Source organism: Streptosporangium sp. NPDC051022 (assembly GCF_040683035.1).
Classification (GTDB): Bacteria; Actinomycetota; Actinomycetes; order Streptosporangiales; family Streptosporangiaceae; genus Streptosporangium.
In genome coordinates this window covers 261858-276838 of sequence record NZ_JBFBCF010000005.1, presented here as the reverse complement: position 1 = coordinate 276838, position 14981 = coordinate 261858, and the positions used below count along the sequence as shown (strand labels likewise).

Here is a 14981-nt window from a genome sequence, read left to right as displayed (position 1 = left end):
CAATCGGTGACGCGGGCCTTCGAGGTGCTCTACCTGCTGCGCGACACCTCCCTTCCGCTGTCGGTCCAGGAGATCGCCCGCGAGACCGGCCTGGATCGCACAGTGGTCCACCGGCTGCTCCGGTCGCTGCTCCAGCAGTCCATGGTGATCGAGGAGCGCGGCCTGTTCCGGATCGGACCCGCGTCGGTCCTGCTCGCCAACCGATATCACGACGACCTGCTCGTCCGGCGACTGGCGCTGCCCTACATGGTCGAACTGCAGGCGAACGACATCGCCGACAAGCCGTGGACCGCGAACCTGTCCATCGTGGTCGATGACGTCTCCGCGGTCATCGAGCGCATCTGGACGCCCCGCACGCCACTCGACCTCGTGCTCAGCCTCGGTGACACCTTCCCCGTCCACAGCACGGCGACCGGGCGCAGCATGCTCGCGTACTACGAGCCGGACAAGCTCGTGGAGACCATAGGCGCCGAGCGGAGCGCGGAGCTGGCCCCGGTGTTGGAAAGTGTGCGGGCGGCCGGTGGCGTCGGCCTTTCGAAGGGCGAGGCGGTACCCGGTGTCGAGGCGATCGCGGCGGTCATCCTGTCGCGGAGGCAAACGCCGATCGCGGCCATCAGCGTTTCCGGAATCGACCTCGGCGACCAGATGGACCATGTTTCTCCGCTGGCCTCGACGCTGCGTCGCGCGGCGAGCGCCATCGGGCAGATGATCCCCTGACGGAACTCGCCGAGTCGGGCGAGAGGCGGACGTCGTTCGAGCAGCCGGTGACTCCCTCGTGCTTGAGGGCGACGAGTTGCTGGGAGACGGCCGAGGGCGTGAGGTGAAGTGCGGCGGCGGCGGCGGTGACCGTCCGGTGGTCGGCCACCGCGCGCAGGGTCCTGAGTCGCCGCGTGTCTATCACCTGTCCATTTTGCCCGGATTATTTCCGGGCCGCTACAAAAGCGGCCACGGCTCGGTCCACATCCTCGGTGGAGTGCGCCGCCGACAGCTGCACCCGAATCCGGGCCTTGCCGTGCGGTACGACGGGGTAGGAGAAGCCGATCACGTAGACGCCCTGTTCGAGCAGCCGTTCGGCCATCGCGGCGGCCTCGGCCGCGTCGCCGATCATCACCGGGACGATGGGGTGGTCGCCGGGCAGCAGGTCGAACCCGGCCTCGGCCATCCGGGTGCGGAACCGCGCGGTGTTGGCGCGCAGCCGTTCGCGGGCGTCGCCGGAGCCGCTGATCAGGTCGAGGACGCGCAGCGAGGCCGCGGCGATCATCGGGGCGAGAGAGTTGGAGAACAGGTAGGGGCGGGAACGCTGGCGCAGCAGCTCGCAGATCTCCTTGCGGGCGGCGACGTAGCCGCCGCTGGCCCCGCCGAGCGCCTTGCCGAGCGTGCCGGTGATGATGTCCACCCGGTCCATGACGCCGTGCAGCTCGGGGGTGCCCCGGCCGTTCTCGCCGACGAAGCCGACCGCGTGCGAGTCATCGACCATGACCATGGCGTCGTACCGCTCGGCCAGGTCGCAGATCTCGTCCAGCGGCGCGAGGTAGCCGTCCATGGAGAACACCCCGTCGGTGACGACCAGCCTGCGCCGGGCGTCGGCCGACTCCTTCAGCCTGGCCTCCAGGTCCGCCATGTCGCGGTTGGCGTAGCGCAGGCGGCGGGCCTTGGACAGCCGGATGCCGTCGATGATGCTCGCGTGGTTGAGCGCGTCGGAGATCACCGCGTCGCGCTCGTCGAGCAGCGTCTCGAACACGCCGCCGTTGGCGTCGAAACAGGAGCTGTACAGGACCGTGTCCTCCTGGCCGAGGAACTCGGCGAGGCGGGCCTCCAGCTTCTTGTGCACCTCCTGGGTGCCGCAGATGAAGCGGACCGAGGCCATGCCGTAGCCCCAGCGGTCCAGGGCCTCCCGGGCGGCGTCCACCACCTCGGGGTGGTCGGCCAGGCCGAGGTAGTTGTTGGCGCAGAAGTTCAGCACCTCGCCGCCTCCGGCGACGGCGATGTCGGCACGCTGGGGGCTGGTGATGACCCGCTCGGGCTTGAGCAGCCCGGCGGAGGCGATCTCGTCGAGGGTGGCACGCAGGTCGGCACGGACGTTGTCGAACATCAGGCGGTCCAATCCAGGATGACTTTGCCGGTCTTGCCGCTGGCGGCGGTGTCGAAGGCCGCGTCGAAGTCGCGGTGGGAGAAGCGGTCGGTGATGACGGGGGACAGGTCGAGGCCTTTCTCCAGGAGCACCGACATGGAGTACCACGTCTCGTACATCTCCCGGCCGTATATGCCCTTGATGGTGATCATCGAGGTCACGACGGTCGCGAAGTCGACCGCGAACTCCTGGGCGGGCAGCCCGAGCATGGCGATCCGCCCGCCGTGCGTCATGTTGGCGATCATGTCACGGAGCGCCCGGGGGTTCCCGGACATCTCCAGGCCCACGTCGAAGCCCTCGCGCAGGCCCAGGTCGTGCATGCCGTCCGCGATGGACCGCTCGGCGACGTTCAGCGCCAGGTTCACCCCCAGCTTGTCCGCCAGGGCCAGCCGCTCGGGGCTGACGTCGGTGACCATCACGTTGCGGGCCCCGATGTGCGTGGCCACCGCGGCGGCCATCAGCCCGATCGGCCCCGCCCCGGTGATCAGCACGTCCTCGCCGACCATCGGGAAGGTCAGCGCGGTGTGCACGGCGTTGCCGAACGGGTCGAAGATCGCCGCCACGTCGAGGTCCACCGGCACCCGGTGCACCCAGACGTTGGAGGCGGGGAGCGTCACGTACTCGGCGAAGGCGCCGTCGCGGTTCACCCCGAGCCCGACCGTGTTGCGGCACAGGTGCCGCCGCCCGGCCATGCAGTTGCGGCACTTGCCGCAGACCAGGTGCCCCTCCCCGCTGACCAGGTCGCCGATCGCGATGTCCTCCACACCGGGCGCGACCTCGACGACCTCGCCGCAGAACTCGTGCCCGATGATCATCGGCGTCCGCAGGGTGTGCTGGGCCCACGGGTCGAAACTCCGGATGTGCAGGTCCGTGCCGCAGATGCCGGTACGGAGCACCCTGATCAGCACCTCCCCCGCTCCGACGGCCGGTTCCGGCACGTCGGCCAACCACAGGCCGGGCTCGGCCTTCTCCTTGACCAGCGCTTTCATCACAGATCCCCCCTCAGCTCCCGACCTTACGCACTGTGCCCGGTCAGCTCCGGAGGTGTCCATCGCGGTTTTCTTAATCCGGCCAACAGCATTGCTTCACGCTCTGCCCGGGGGACGCGCGGCCATTCCGGCGCGCCGTACGGCCGCCGCCCCCGGACGGAGGCCGTACGGGGGCGGGGGGAGGGGAGGAGAGGCGGGGAACCGGCCGGGTCAGGGGGTGGTGCGGTGGCGGTCCCTCTGCAGGTCGGCCAGCGGGTCGGCGGCGGCGGTGGCGGGGCCGAGCTGGCGGGGGCCGATGGTGTCGGCCTCCGTGGCCTCGGCGACCGCCTCGGCGGCGGCCCGCTCCGCCTGGGCCGTCTCCCTGGCAGCCGTCTCCCTGGCGCTCGTCTCTCCGCCGCCGGACTCGCCGAGGGCGGGAACCTCGCGGGTCGCGGGCGAGCGGGGCAGGGACTCGGTGAAGGCCTTCGAGACGCCCTGGAGGGCGGAGGTGACCTCGCTGGGGATCACCCAGAACGTGTTGCCCTGGCCCTTGGCCAGCTCGGGCAGCACCTGGAGATACTGGTAGGCCAGCAGCTGGGGGTCCGGGTCGTTGCGGTGGACCGCCTGGAAGACCTCGTCGATGGCCTGGGACTGGCCCTGGGCCTTGAGGATCGCGGCGCTGCGGTCGCCCTCGGCGCGCAGGATCGCGCTCTGCTTGTCGCCTTCGGCGGTGAGGATCTGGGACTGCCGCTGACCTTCGGCGGTGAGGATCGCGGCGCGCTTGTCACGCTCGGCGCGCATCTGCTTCTCCATCGCCTCCTTGATGCTCTTGGGCGGGTCGATGGCCTTGATCTCTACCCGGTTCACCCGGATGCCCCACTTGCCGGTCGCCTCGTCCAGCACCCCGCGCAGCTGGCTGTTGATGGTGTCGCGGGAGGTGAGTGTCATCTCCAGGTCGAGTGAGCCGACGACGTTGCGCAGGGTCGTGACCGTGAGCTGCTCGACGGCCTGGATGTAGTTGGCGATCTCGTAGGCCGCCGCGCGCGGATCGGTGACCTGGAAGTACAGAACGGTGTCTATCTCCACGACGAGGTTGTCCTCGGTGATCACCGGCTGCGGGCGGAAGGAGACCACCTGCTCGCGGAGGTCGATCATCGGGTAGACCCGGTCGATGTAGGGGATGACGAAGTTCAGCCCAGGCTTGAGCGTGCTGTGATAGCGGCCGAGCCGTTCCACGTTGCGCGCCCGGGCCTGGGGAACGATGCGCACCGAACGCATCACCGTGAAGACGGCGAACAGGACGATGAGCAGTCCGGCGATCAACAGTGCGTCCATGATCACTCCCGGGGGTAGACGAGCGCGGTGGCGCCCTCGATCTCGATGACGTCGACGACCGCCCCCGCTGGGATCACCAGCGTTTCGTCGTACGCTCTGGCGGACCATTCCTCACCGCCGATTCGGACCCGCCCGTCCCTGCCCGTCACCTCGCGCAGGACGTAGGCGGACTTGCCGACGAGGGCCTGGACGCCGAACCGCCGGTCCGCGGACGGCGGCATGAGATGGCGCTTGGCGATGGGGCGCACCACGACGACCCCGGCCGCCAGGGAGGCCACGAACGCCAGGAGCTGGAGCGGGAACGGCAGGCCGAGACCGGCGGTGACGGAGGCGATCAGGGCGGCTCCGCCGAGCAGGCCGAGGGCGGTGGTCAGGGTGAAGATCTCGGCGACACCCAGCGCCACCGCGAGAATCAACCAGATGACCCAGTAGTCCATGCTCCGGCCCTCCTCAAAGATGAACGGCTCGGATGTCCAGGAGGTTCCCTTCTCCACGGTATGCCGTTATTCGCAGGGCTGTGAGAGCGAACCCCGAGCGGAGTGGGAGCGAGGCGGGGGATGCGAGGCACATCGTCTGGGACCTGCAGGTTTGTCCGTCAGTGGTTTGTCCCTTCCAGGGGAGACACTCCGAGATCCCGGCGGAGTCGTGGCACGGCGTGGAACCCGGGCCCGCCGCCGGGCGATGCTCCCGCCTCGGGGGCGTCGCCCGTGGGGCGGCGTCCGGTGTCATCCCGCGTTCACGCGTCCGGAGCGGTTCCCCTGACGGCCTCGATGCCGTCGAGCAGGTAGGCGAGGCCGAGGGCGAAGGAGCCGTCCCAGTCCTTGCCGATCGGGGGTCCGAGTTCGGCGAGGACGGGGTAGCGGTCGCGGTGCGTCCGCAGATGCTCCTCGGCGACCCGCCGCGCCTCCTCCTCGTTCCTCGCCCTCCAGGTGGCCTGCATCAGGGCCGAGCCGATGACGTAGTTGGACAGTCCGTACGCGGCGGCGGTGAGATGCGGCTCGGTGAATCCCGCGGCGATCAGGGTGGCGTGCAGGAACTCGGTACGGTCGAGGACGTTGGGGCCCATGAGGGGGCGTCCCAGGATGGCCGCGGACCAGGGGTGGCGCAGCAGCGCGGAGCGCCACCCGTGGATCAGGGCGGTGACGTCCTCGCGCCAGCGCCCGCCGCCCGCCTTCTCGGCATCCCCGATGTCCCCCGAGTCCCCGGTGTGCGCCGGCGGCAGCCCGACGTCGCCGAATATCGCGTCCAGGGCGAGGTCCAGCACGTCGTCCTTGGTCTTGACGTGCCAGTACAGGGTGGTCGAGCCGGTGTTCAGGCGTTCGGCCAGACGCCGCATGGTCAGCCGCTCGGCGCCCTCCTCGTCCAGCAGCGCCACCGCCTCCCGCACGATGCGCTCCCGGGTGAGCGGGGGAGTCTCCCGCCGGGAGCGGGAGGGCCGGAACCACACGTCTCCCGCGCCCGGGGCGCCCTGTCCCGCCGCCTTCGGAGCGCCGGTTCCACCCGTCCGGGACGCGCCCGTCTCACCGATGTTCACGGCACGAGTCTAGTATGGTGATCACCCGCTGGATCGACGATCCGGTTACTCGACCGTTGGTCTATTACTGATAAGTAGCAAGGGGGCGGCCATGGCACACGTCGAGGTGGACCACCTGACCTACCTGCTGCCGGACGGGCGGCCGCTGCTCGACGAGGTGTCCTTCCGCGTCGGCGAGGGCGTCAAGGCCGGGCTCGTCGGCCCGAACGGGGCAGGGAAGACCACCCTGCTGCGGCTGATCGCCGGGGACCTCCGGCCGACCTCGGGGCGGGTGGCTCACTCGGGCGGGCTCGGGGTGATGCGGCAGTTCGTCGGCGGCGTCCGCGACGGCCGTACCGTGCACGACCTCCTGCTGTCCGTCGCGCCCGACCGGGTCCGTACGGCGGTCGCCGGCCTGCGCGACGCCGAGGCCGCGCTCGCCGGGCGCGACGAGGAGCGCACCCAGCTCGCCTACGCCCAGGCCCTGGCCGACTACGGCGACGCCGGGGGATACGACATCGAGGTCGTCTGGGACACCTGCGCCACCGAGGCCCTCGGCGCCTCCTACGGCCGGGTCCGCGACCGCCCGCTGAACACCCTGTCCGGCGGGGAGCAGAAGCGGCTGGTCCTGGAGGCGCTGCTACGCGGCCCCGACCGGCTCCTCCTGCTCGACGAACCCGACAACTACCTCGACGTCCCCGCCAAGCAGTGGCTGGAGGAGCGGCTGCGGGCGACGGGCAAGACCGTCCTGCTGGTCTCACACGACCGGCGGCTCCTGGCCGGCGCCACCGACCGCGTCGTGACCGTGGAGTCGAGAAAGGTCTGGGTCCACGGCGGCGGCTTCGCCACCTATGCCCAGGGGCGCAGGGACCGCGTCGACCGGCTCGACGAGCTCCGCCGCCGCTGGGACGAGGAGCACGCCAGGCTCAGGCGGATGGTGCACACCCTGCGCCAGAGCGCGGCCGGCAACGACTCGGTCGCGTCGGCCTACCGGGCCGCCCGCACCCGGTTGGGCAGGTTCGAGGAGGCGGGACCACCGGAGGCGGCGCCCAGGGAGCAGAACGTCCGGATGCGGCTGCGAGGCGGCCGGACCGGGAAACGGGCGGTCGTCTGCGAGGGGCTGGAGCTCACCGGCCTGATGCGGCCCTTCGACGCCGAGATCTGGTACGGCGAGCGCGTGGGCGTCCTAGGTTCCAACGGCTCGGGCAAGTCCTGCTTCCTCAGGCTCCTCGCCGAAACGGCCGGCAGTCTCGCCGGAGTGGCCAGCAGTCTCGCCGGAGCGGCCGGCGGCGCCGTCCCCTCGGTGCGCCACACCGGCCTGGTCCGGCTGGGCGCGAGGGTGACGCCGGGGCACTTCACCCAGACCAACGCGCGTTCCGACCTGCACGGCCGTACTCCCGCCGAGATCCTGACCGCCGGGCACGCGCTGACCCTGAACGAGGCCATGGCGGCGCTCGCCCGCTACGAGCTGGCGCCGGCCGGAGGCAGGCCGTTCGAGACGCTCTCCGGCGGACAGCAGGCCAGGCTGCAGATCCTGCTGCTCGAACTGTCGGGGGCGACTCTGCTCCTGCTCGACGAGCCGACCGACAACCTGGACCTGGTCAGTGCCGAAGCCCTGCAGACGGGCCTGGCCGCCTTCGAGGGCACCGTTCTCGCCGTCACCCACGATCGCTGGTTCGCCGCCGACTTCGACCGCTTCCTCGTCTTCGGCGCCGACGGGCGGGTCTACGAGGCGGACGAGCCGGTGTGGGACGAGGGCCGCGTCGACCGCGCCCGCTGATCCGCTCGCAGGTCCGCTCACGGATCCGCGACGCGGGTCCCCGTGCTGGCCACAACCGGCCACTCCGCCGGGGCGTGGTTTTCGCCGGAGTGGCGCGGGAGAGAAAGGCGGCGACGATTACTCTCAGTGATTGGAGCGCCATGAAGCGTGTCCTTCCCGCCGTCGCGGCCGTCCTCGGCTCCGCCGCGTTCGCCTGCGCCACGACCACGCCCGCCCACGCCGTCGAGAGCGGTTTCGTCTACCTCCAGTCCGGGGAGAGGAAGACGCTGGAGAGCCCGGAGGAGCGGCGTTGCTACGACCTGACCGGCGAGCAGGGCGAAGGGTTCAAGCCCGTGTACAACGGCGCCGTCGTCACGGCGATCCTCTACAGCGACGCCACCTGCCACCGCCCCTTCGTGTTCCTGTCGCCGGGCCCGGCGTTCGACCTGCCGCCCTTCGCGCACTCCGTCAGGTTCGACCCCGACGTCTGATCAGGCGGGCACGCCCGTCCGGGGTTTCCGGACAGGCGTGCCACGCCGTGACGGCGGTCTAACGGGCGGGCAGTACGGTGCCCGAGACCTCACCTAGGGTGATCACCGTCCCGCCGGGGCCGGGAGCCGTGGCGGTGATCGTGACCGTGTCGCCGTCCTCCAGGAAGGCCCTGGCGGAGCCGTCGGGCAGCTTGAGCGGCTCGGAGCCGTTCCAGGTCAGCTCGATCAGCGAGCCCCGCTGGTCCGGCTCCGCGCCGGAGATCGTGCCGCTGGCGTACAGGTCCCCGACGCGCAGGCTCGCGCCGTTGACGGTCATGTGGGCGAGCATCTGCTCGGGGGTCCAGTACATGTTCCGGTACGGCGGCCGCGAGACGACCTCCCCGTTCAGCGCGACCTCCAGCGTCAGGTCGAGCCCCCACGGCTCCCGCCGCCGCAGATAGTCGAGCGGCTCCGGCTCCTGCTCCCTGCCCGGCACGCGGGCCTCGGACAGGGCGGCGAGCGGGGTGATCCACGGTGAGATCGAGGTGGCGAAGGACTTGCCGAGGAAGGGGCCGAGCGGGACGTACTCCCACGCCTGGATGTCCCGGGCGCTCCAGTCGTTGACGAGCGTCACGCCGAACACGTGGTCCTCGAACCGGCCCGCCCGCTCGCCGAGACCGGTCGGCGCGCCGACCACGAACCCCAGCTCCGCCTCGATGTCGAGCTTGGCGGAGGGGCCGAAGACCCCGGCGCCGCGCTGCCCGGACGGCCGGACCACCGGGGTGCCCGAGACGACGACCGTCCCGGCCCTGCCGTGGTAGCCCACGGGAAGGTGCCGCCAGTTCGGCTTCAGCGGCTCCTCGTCGGGCCGGAACATCCGGCCCAGGTTGGAGGCGTGCTCCAGCGAACAGTAGAAGTCGACGTAGTCGGCCACCTCGATCGGCAGGTGCAGCGTGACCTGGTCCAGCGGGACGAGGTGCGGTTCGACGGCGCTGCTGTCGGTGCTCAGCTTGTTCTGGATCACCGCCCGGGTGTCCCGCCAGGCGGTCGCGCCCCTGGCCATGAAGGCGTTGAGCGAGCCGGTCGCGAACACCTCGTCGTGCAGGGCGCCGGCCAGGTCGACGACGTGGTCGCCGTACCGCACGCCGACGCGCGGGGTCTCACCCTCGTGCCGGGAGAAGACCCCGTACGGCAGGTGTTCAAGGCCCCAGGACATCACTCGTTCCCCTCCGTCGTACCGATGCCGCCGGTCGCGCCCGCCGTCCCGGCGGCCGCCCCGACCCGTGAATTCCGTTCCGCGCCGGAGCCGTCGCCCCGGTGTTCCGCGACGAGGCCGAGGGCCACCAGGTCCTCGATCGGGGTCCTCGTGCTGCACGAACCGTACGACACCAGCAGTTCCCTGGCGCGTACGGCCGCGCTCTCCGGCACCGCGCGGGCCAGCCGTACCAGCTCGCCCACGTCCGTCGTACCCAGCACCGGCACCGGATCCTCACCCTGTACGGCTGCGCAGACCCCCACGACCAGGTTGAGGAAGCCGTGCCGGTCGACGCCCAGGGACGGGTCGAAGTGACGGACCGCGTTGTGCAGCCCGGCCGTGGCCTTGAAGGGAGTGCCGTGCTCGACGCAGTAGGAGATGAAGGCGCCCAGGTCCTGGGCGGACGGGAAGGCGGCCGCGACCGTCCCGCCGCACCTGACCTTCAGCCCGGTCCCCGGCGGCAGGTCGACGGGCAGCTGGGCCGCGGTGACCTCGACGAACTGGCGGGCCCCCGGCGTCCCGAGGCCGTCGAGGTCGACGGCCCGCCCGCCGGGCACCTCCACCAGCTCGACGTCGAGGTCGTCGAGCGGCGGTGGGGTCGGCGTGTCGAGGATGATCCCGAGCCTGAGGGGCTCGGGGAGGAGGCCCGGGTAGGCGTCTAGATGCTCGCGGAGCTCGGGCACCCGGCCGGCCGCGCACAGGAAGCGGTGGGTCAGCACCGGGTTCCCCTCGGCGAGGTCGGCCCGGTGCCGTTCGAGGGCGTCGGCCATCGGCAGCGCGGTGGGAGGGAACAGTCCGGCGTCGTCGACCAGGGCGTCGAAGAGGCTCATCGGGCCCACGTCCACGCGTAGGCGGGGTCCTCGACGGAGAGGCCCGCCGAGCCCAGGTCTAGGGGGCGGAAGGTGTCGACCATCACGGCCAGCTCGCTGGTCTCGGTGTGGCCCTGCCGTACCGCGTCGATGACGGCCTCGACGGCGCCGGGCTGGGGGCCGTGCGTGAATCCGGCCGGGTGCAGCGAGATCGAGCCGATGTCGATGCCCGAGCCCTTGCGCGCGGTGTAGTCGCCGCCCGCGTAGAACATGAGCTCGTCGGAGTCGACGTTGTGGTGGTTGTAGGGGATCGGGATGGCCTCGGGGTGGAAGTCGAGTGGCCTGGGGCAGAACGAGCAGATCACGAAGTTCGGGCCCTCGAAGGTCTGGTGCACCGGCGGCGGGGCGTGGGTGCGCTTCACGACGGGCTCGAAGTCGTTGATGTTGAACGCGTAGGGATACAGGCAGCCGTCCCAGCCGACCACGTCGAAGGGGTGGTTGCGGTAGACCAGCCGGGTCAGCCCGCCGCGCGTGCGGACCAGCACCGGCACCTCCTCGCCCTCGGCGAGCATCGGCTCCTCCGGGGTGCGCAGGTCGCGCTCGGAGTAGGGGGCGTGCTCCAGGAACTGCCCGTAGGAGGACAGGTAGCGCTTGGGCGGCCTGATGTGCCCGGCGGCCTCGATGACGAACGCCGTGACGTGGCCCTGGGGGACCCAGCGGTGGATCGTCCCGGTCGGGACGACGACGTAGTCGCCCTCCCCGGCCTCGATCGCGCCGTAGGTCGACTCGAACCTGACCTGCCCCGAGGCGATGTAGACGCACTCGTCGCCCATCGAGTTGCGGTACAGCTCGCTGGGGGTCTCGCTCGCGGCGTACGACATGCGGACGTCGGAGTTACCCGCCAGCAGGCCGCGCCCCGAGACCAGGTCGCCGCCCACCGGCAGGTCCTGGGTGCGGAAGTGCCGGGGGGAGAGCGGCAGGTTGGGGGTGAGCGTCGCGGAGGCCGGGGCCTCGACCGCCTCGGCCTTGATGATCGCCGTCGGCAGGTGCCGGTGGTAGAGCAGCGAGGAGTCGCTGGAGAACCCCTCCTCGCCCATCAGTTCCTCGGCGTAGAGCCCGCCGTCGGGCCGCCGGAACTGCACATGTCGTTTACGGGGGATCTCACCCACGACGCGGTAGTACGGCATCCGCTTCTCCCAGCCTCGTCCGCTTATCGGACACTATTGTCCTTTATACGTACAACCATCTGTCACCGGGAAGGTGATGTCAAACACGGGCCGGTCGCCCGCCCCCGGGCATGCCCGCTTCCCCCTTGCGCTTCCCCCTTGCGCTTCTGCCTCGCGCTCTCGCCGGTGTCCCGCGTGTGCCCGTTCCTTTCCCGATGTGCCCGCTCCGGCTCCCGGCGTGCCTGTTCCTTTCCCGGTGTGCCGGCCCATGCCTGGTACTTCCGCTCCGCCTTCCGCTGCGCCCGTCCCGGCCCGGTACTCCGCCTGGACCGCGCCGTCTCGACCGATGGGTTTCCCGCGTGCGAGGTCGTAAGTTGGGGGAATGAGCAGGCGGACCGCAGCGCAGCAGATCTCCTCGGCGACCGGTTACATGCTCCTGCGCCTGGGAGATCTCGCCCGCGACCGCATCGAGCGCGAGCTGCGGCACTGGGAGATCACGGGCAAGGAGTTGCGGATCCTGGGCTACGCGCACGGGCGGGAGCTGTCGCAGCGCGACCTGTGCGAGCTGTCCGGCATGGACCGCACCACCATGGTGGCCGTGATCGACAAGCTGGAGCGGCTGGACTACGCCCGGCGGGCGCGCAGCGACGTCGACCGGCGCAAACACCTCGTCGTGCTGACCGACCGGGGGAGACAGGCCGTCGAGGAGGCGCTGGCGCACATGGCGACGGTCGAGGCGGGCTTCCTCGCCCCGCTGGAACCGGCCGAACGGCAACGGCTCAACGACATGATCGCCCGGCTCTACGCGGCTCATGCCCCCACCCGCGATCCGGCGCAGCTCACCCCCTGAGGCGGGTGCCCCTCTCCCCGGGGTAACGACCTCCCCGGGGTAACGACCGGGAACGTTCACCGGGTCGCGCGCCGTTCACGGGCGCCGAGGGAGTCTGTGCCGCCGCTCGCCGTACCGGCGCCGTGGTGTGCCACCGTGTGGGCGGGGGTGGTGTCCGGGTGGGGGCGTGGGGGGGGGAGGGGCGGGTGGGGGTGTCTCGGGGGAGGGTTTGTGGTTACTCGCTGTTTTGATGTGACTACCTAGGGAAATTTCGCATCATGGGGATAGCCGGGATGGTTGTCGGGTGGTCGGTCGAGGCGGCTCAGGGGTTGAAGATCGACTGGGCCAGGATGCCCACCTACAACACGATCATGGCGGTCGCGGCGGGGGTCGGTCTGCTGCTGGTGGTCGGGCTCGGGCGCGAGCTGCTGCGGGGAAAGGTGCCCGACCACTTCGAGGGCTGGGCGCTGGCTTTCGGCGTACTCGGCCTGATCCTGACCCTGACCGGCCTGCACATGACGCTTACCTGGCCGCTCGCCGGGCAGGGTTTCCCCTTCGACAACATCGTCTTCGGTGAGCCGTCGCTGGCCTTCGGGGTGCTGATGCTCGCCGCCGCCCTCTACCTGTGGCGCAAGGGCGTCCTGCTGGCCTCGGAGCTGGACCGGCCCGGCCTGATCTCCCGGGCGGCGGGCCCGATCTCGCTGTTCGTGTTCGGCATGGGGCTGGCCTGTTTCGGCATCGCGGCCGCCGGGTGGACCTACACCCTGTTCGCCGCGCCTCCCGAGGAGCCGATATCCGGCGCCTTCGCGGGAGTTCCCCTGCTGGAGGCGACGTTCATCTCGGGCCTCTACGTCCTGGTCGGTCTGGGGGCGGTGCTGTTCCCTTTCGTCTTACGCGCCCAGGGAGGCAGGCTCGCGATCGTCGTCGGTGTGTGCTGGGGTCTCGCCGGACTGGCGTTCACCCTGTTCGGCGCGCTGAACTACTTCACCCACATCGGCCTGATCGTCAACACCTTGTAGGCGGGTGTTCGCGACCGTCGCCCGGACGTCCCGCCGTGCGTGTCAGGGCTTGCGGCCGACGGCGCAGAACTCGTCCACCTCACGTGTGGCGCCGATGGTGAGGGGTTCGGGGCGCCAGCGCGGGCACGAGACCACACCGGGCTCGACCAGCTCCAGGCCGTCGAGGAAGCGGGCGATCTCCTCGGGGGCGCGCAGGAGGTACGGTGCCGAGCCCGCCCGGTTCCAGACGTCGATCGCCTCCTCGAACTCGGCGCCCTTGATGACGTTGGTGCCGTCGGCGACCGCCAGGTAGCTGCCGGAGGGCAGCGCGTCCAGCAGTTGTTTCACGATCGACCGTGCCTCGTCGGCGTCGGTGACGTGGCCCAGGATGTTCATCAGCATGAGCGCGACCGGCCGGGTGAAGTCCAGGGTGCCGCGGGCCGCCTCCAGGATCCTGCCGGGGTCGCGCAGGTCGGAGTCGATGTACTCGGTGGCTCCCTGCGCGGTGCTGACGAGCAGGGCGCGGGCGTGTGCCAGTACCAGGGGGTCGTTGTCGACGTAGACGATGCGGGAGTCGGGGGCCATCCGCTGGGCGACCTCGTGGGTGTTGTCCACCGTCGGCAGGCCGGTGCCGATGTCGAGGAACTGCCGAATGCCCACCTCGCCCGCCAGATAACGGACGGCACGGGCGAGAAACCCTCGCGAAGATCTCGCGATATCGACTATCTCGGGAAATATCCCACAAAACTGGTCGCCGATCTCGCGATCGATGGCGTAGTTGTCCTTGCCGCCCAGCCAGTAGTTCCAGATCCGGGCCGAGTGGGCCACACCGGTGTCGATGCCCTTCACCGGTTCCTGGCCTGACGGGGGAGAAGAGGGGGCGGTGGCCACGGGAGCCTCTTTCTACGGCGCCGGGAGCGGACGAAGATCCTTTATATCGCCGATCCGCTGTCTCGCCGCCTTTCGCAGGGAAATTTTCCGCGTTTCTTCATATATCGCGGGAAGGTCGGTGGCTATCGCGGGAGGGGCGGTGGCGCGGCCCTCCCCGGGGCGTCAGGCCAGGGAGCGGGCCAGCTCGGCGGCGGAGGCGGCCACCCGGGGGCCGACGGCCCCGGGATCCAGGGCGGTGAAGGCGACCACCCCGACCGAGGCCTCCAGCCAGGGAAGCCCCGGCACGGGAGCGGCTATGCCCCGGGCGCCCTCCTGGAGCTGCCCCTCGGTGACCACGTAGTCCGTACGGCCCTCGCGCAGGGCGAGAACGGCCAGCCCCGCGGCGCCCCTGGTCAGCGGGTGGCGGGAGCCCTCGCGGTAGGCGACGTGCATGTCCGTCCAGGAGGGTTCGACCACCGCGACCGCCAGGCCGTCGTCCCCCTCCGCCACCGTGAGGTGCGCGGTGGCGCCGACGTCCTCGGCGAGCCTGCGCAGGGCCGGCAGGGCGCTCTCGCGGAGCAGCGGCTGAACGGCGCGGGCCAGGACCAGCACGCCGAAGCCCAGATGGACCCGGCCCTCGGCGTCCCGCCTGACGAACCCCTCGCTCTGCAGGGAGGTGATCAGCCGGTAGATCACCGGACGGCTCAGTTCGAGCTCGGTCGCCAGCTCGGTCGGGGTCCGGCCACGGCGGCCGTCGGCGAGCAGGCGGAGCAGACGCAGACCGCGCTCCAGGGTCTGCGATGATTCGGCGGGCATCAGGACGCCTGCTGGGCTGGGACCATGTCCTCGATTATGCGCGGTGTCCGCGACGACGGGCG

At 70.8% G+C, this 14981-nt stretch carries 15 protein-coding genes and 1 pseudogene; 5 read left to right on the top strand and 11 right to left on the bottom strand.

Annotated elements, in window-relative coordinates; translation table 11 throughout:
• Nucleotides 1-6: 6 nt before the first annotated feature.
• Nucleotides 7-717: an IclR family transcriptional regulator C-terminal domain-containing protein gene (locus AB0N02_RS12420; RefSeq protein WP_363945253.1), complete on the top strand. Its 711-nt coding sequence runs from the start codon at nucleotides 7-9 to the stop codon at nucleotides 715-717.
• Between the two features lie 64 nt (nucleotides 718-781).
• Here AB0N02_RS12420 and AB0N02_RS12415 read toward each other — a convergent pair.
• From AB0N02_RS12415 to AB0N02_RS12390, 6 genes and pseudogenes are all read right to left on the bottom strand, one after another.
• A pseudogene (locus AB0N02_RS12415) lies at nucleotides 782-901 on the bottom strand (LysR family transcriptional regulator); the annotation flags it as partial.
• A gap of 18 nt (nucleotides 902-919) precedes the next feature.
• Nucleotides 920-2092, bottom strand: a complete 1173-nt coding sequence (locus AB0N02_RS12410) for a glycine C-acetyltransferase (protein WP_363945251.1) — start codon at nucleotides 2090-2092, stop codon at nucleotides 920-922.
• Complete coding sequence (tdh, locus tag AB0N02_RS12405) at nucleotides 2092-3120, bottom strand: L-threonine 3-dehydrogenase (protein WP_363945249.1); 1029 nt, start codon at nucleotides 3118-3120, stop codon at nucleotides 2092-2094. Before tdh ends, AB0N02_RS12410 begins: the two co-directional genes overlap by 1 nt.
• A 210-nt stretch (nucleotides 3121-3330) precedes the next feature.
• Nucleotides 3331-4434, bottom strand: a complete 1104-nt coding sequence (locus AB0N02_RS12400; protein WP_363945247.1) for an SPFH domain-containing protein — start codon at nucleotides 4432-4434, stop codon at nucleotides 3331-3333.
• A 2-nt stretch (nucleotides 4435-4436) separates the two neighbouring features.
• Nucleotides 4437-4871 carry an NfeD family protein gene (locus tag AB0N02_RS12395; RefSeq protein ID WP_363945246.1) on the bottom strand — a complete coding sequence of 145 codons (435 nt, stop codon included), beginning with the start codon at nucleotides 4869-4871 and terminating at the stop codon, nucleotides 4437-4439.
• 299 nt (nucleotides 4872-5170) lie between these two features.
• The gene (locus AB0N02_RS12390) at nucleotides 5171-5968 is read right to left on the bottom strand and encodes a TetR/AcrR family transcriptional regulator (RefSeq protein ID WP_363945244.1); all 798 of its coding nucleotides are present in this window, start codon (nucleotides 5966-5968) and stop codon (nucleotides 5171-5173) included.
• 91 nt (nucleotides 5969-6059) lie between these two features.
• Here AB0N02_RS12390 and AB0N02_RS12385 point away from each other — a divergent pair, with 91 nt between their 5' ends.
• The gene (locus tag AB0N02_RS12385; protein WP_363945242.1) at nucleotides 6060-7727 is read left to right on the top strand and encodes an ATP-binding cassette domain-containing protein; all 1668 of its coding nucleotides are present in this window, start codon (nucleotides 6060-6062) and stop codon (nucleotides 7725-7727) included.
• Between the two features lie 140 nt (nucleotides 7728-7867).
• Complete coding sequence (locus AB0N02_RS12380; protein WP_363945241.1) at nucleotides 7868-8197, top strand: hypothetical protein; 330 nt, start codon at nucleotides 7868-7870, stop codon at nucleotides 8195-8197.
• 58 nt (nucleotides 8198-8255) lie between these two features.
• Here AB0N02_RS12380 and fahA read toward each other — a convergent pair whose 3' ends face one another.
• Genes fahA through AB0N02_RS12365 form a run of 3 tightly spaced genes read right to left on the bottom strand, consistent with a single transcriptional unit; the run spans nucleotide 8256 to nucleotide 11427 of the window.
• On the bottom strand, nucleotides 8256-9392 hold the full coding sequence (gene fahA, locus AB0N02_RS12375; RefSeq protein WP_363945240.1) for a fumarylacetoacetase: 1137 nt from the start codon (nucleotides 9390-9392) through the stop codon (nucleotides 8256-8258).
• Nucleotides 9392-10261, bottom strand: coding sequence for a hypothetical protein (locus tag AB0N02_RS12370; RefSeq protein ID WP_363945238.1), 870 nt, complete (start codon nucleotides 10259-10261; stop codon nucleotides 9392-9394). The genes fahA and AB0N02_RS12370 overlap by 1 nt, the downstream gene beginning before the upstream one ends.
• A complete protein-coding gene (locus AB0N02_RS12365; protein WP_363945236.1) occupies nucleotides 10258-11427 on the bottom strand; it encodes a homogentisate 1,2-dioxygenase in 1170 nt (389 codons plus the stop codon). The genes AB0N02_RS12370 and AB0N02_RS12365 overlap by 4 nt, the downstream gene beginning before the upstream one ends.
• A gap of 361 nt (nucleotides 11428-11788) precedes the next feature.
• On the opposite strand from AB0N02_RS12365, the gene AB0N02_RS12360 reads away from it, so the two are divergent.
• Together AB0N02_RS12360 and AB0N02_RS12355 are read left to right on the top strand one after the other, a co-directional pair.
• On the top strand, nucleotides 11789-12256 hold the full coding sequence (locus AB0N02_RS12360; protein WP_363945234.1) for a MarR family transcriptional regulator: 468 nt from the start codon (nucleotides 11789-11791) through the stop codon (nucleotides 12254-12256).
• A 272-nt stretch (nucleotides 12257-12528) separates the two neighbouring features.
• The gene (locus AB0N02_RS12355; RefSeq protein WP_363945233.1) at nucleotides 12529-13254 is read left to right on the top strand and encodes a DUF981 family protein; all 726 of its coding nucleotides are present in this window, start codon (nucleotides 12529-12531) and stop codon (nucleotides 13252-13254) included.
• 42 nt (nucleotides 13255-13296) lie between these two features.
• On the opposite strand, the gene AB0N02_RS12350 is transcribed toward AB0N02_RS12355, so the two are convergent.
• Together AB0N02_RS12350 and AB0N02_RS12345 are read right to left on the bottom strand one after the other, a co-directional pair.
• Complete coding sequence (locus AB0N02_RS12350) at nucleotides 13297-14082, bottom strand: SAM-dependent methyltransferase (protein ID WP_363945232.1); 786 nt, start codon at nucleotides 14080-14082, stop codon at nucleotides 13297-13299.
• 204 nt (nucleotides 14083-14286) lie between these two features.
• Entirely contained in the window at nucleotides 14287-14919 is a 633-nt protein-coding gene (locus AB0N02_RS12345) for a helix-turn-helix domain-containing protein (RefSeq protein WP_363945231.1), read from the bottom strand.
• Between the last annotated feature and the right edge of the window lie 62 nt (nucleotides 14920-14981).

Excerpts from the sequence above, each read along its gene's own strand:
- AB0N02_RS12410 (WP_363945251.1), bottom strand. The coding sequence starts at position 2,092 with ATGTTCGACAACGTCCGTGCCGACCTGCGTGCCACCCTCGACGAGATC.
- tdh (WP_363945249.1), bottom strand. The coding sequence starts at position 3,120 with ATGAAAGCGCTGGTCAAGGAGAAGGCCGAGCCCGGCCTGTGGTTGGCC.
- AB0N02_RS12400 (WP_363945247.1), bottom strand. The coding sequence starts at position 4,434 with ATGGACGCACTGTTGATCGCCGGACTGCTCATCGTCCTGTTCGCCGTC.
- AB0N02_RS12395 (WP_363945246.1), bottom strand. The coding sequence starts at position 4,871 with ATGGACTACTGGGTCATCTGGTTGATTCTCGCGGTGGCGCTGGGTGTC.
- AB0N02_RS12385 (WP_363945242.1), top strand. The coding sequence starts at position 6,060 with ATGGCACACGTCGAGGTGGACCACCTGACCTACCTGCTGCCGGACGGG.
- AB0N02_RS12380 (WP_363945241.1), top strand. The coding sequence starts at position 7,868 with ATGAAGCGTGTCCTTCCCGCCGTCGCGGCCGTCCTCGGCTCCGCCGCG.
- fahA (WP_363945240.1), bottom strand. The coding sequence starts at position 9,392 with ATGTCCTGGGGCCTTGAACACCTGCCGTACGGGGTCTTCTCCCGGCAC.
- AB0N02_RS12370 (WP_363945238.1), bottom strand. The coding sequence starts at position 10,261 with ATGAGCCTCTTCGACGCCCTGGTCGACGACGCCGGACTGTTCCCTCCC.
- AB0N02_RS12365 (WP_363945236.1), bottom strand. The coding sequence starts at position 11,427 with ATGCCGTACTACCGCGTCGTGGGTGAGATCCCCCGTAAACGACATGTG.
- AB0N02_RS12360 (WP_363945234.1), top strand. The coding sequence starts at position 11,789 with ATGAGCAGGCGGACCGCAGCGCAGCAGATCTCCTCGGCGACCGGTTAC.
- AB0N02_RS12355 (WP_363945233.1), top strand. The coding sequence starts at position 12,529 with ATGGTTGTCGGGTGGTCGGTCGAGGCGGCTCAGGGGTTGAAGATCGAC.
- AB0N02_RS12345 (WP_363945231.1), bottom strand. The coding sequence starts at position 14,919 with ATGCCCGCCGAATCATCGCAGACCCTGGAGCGCGGTCTGCGTCTGCTC.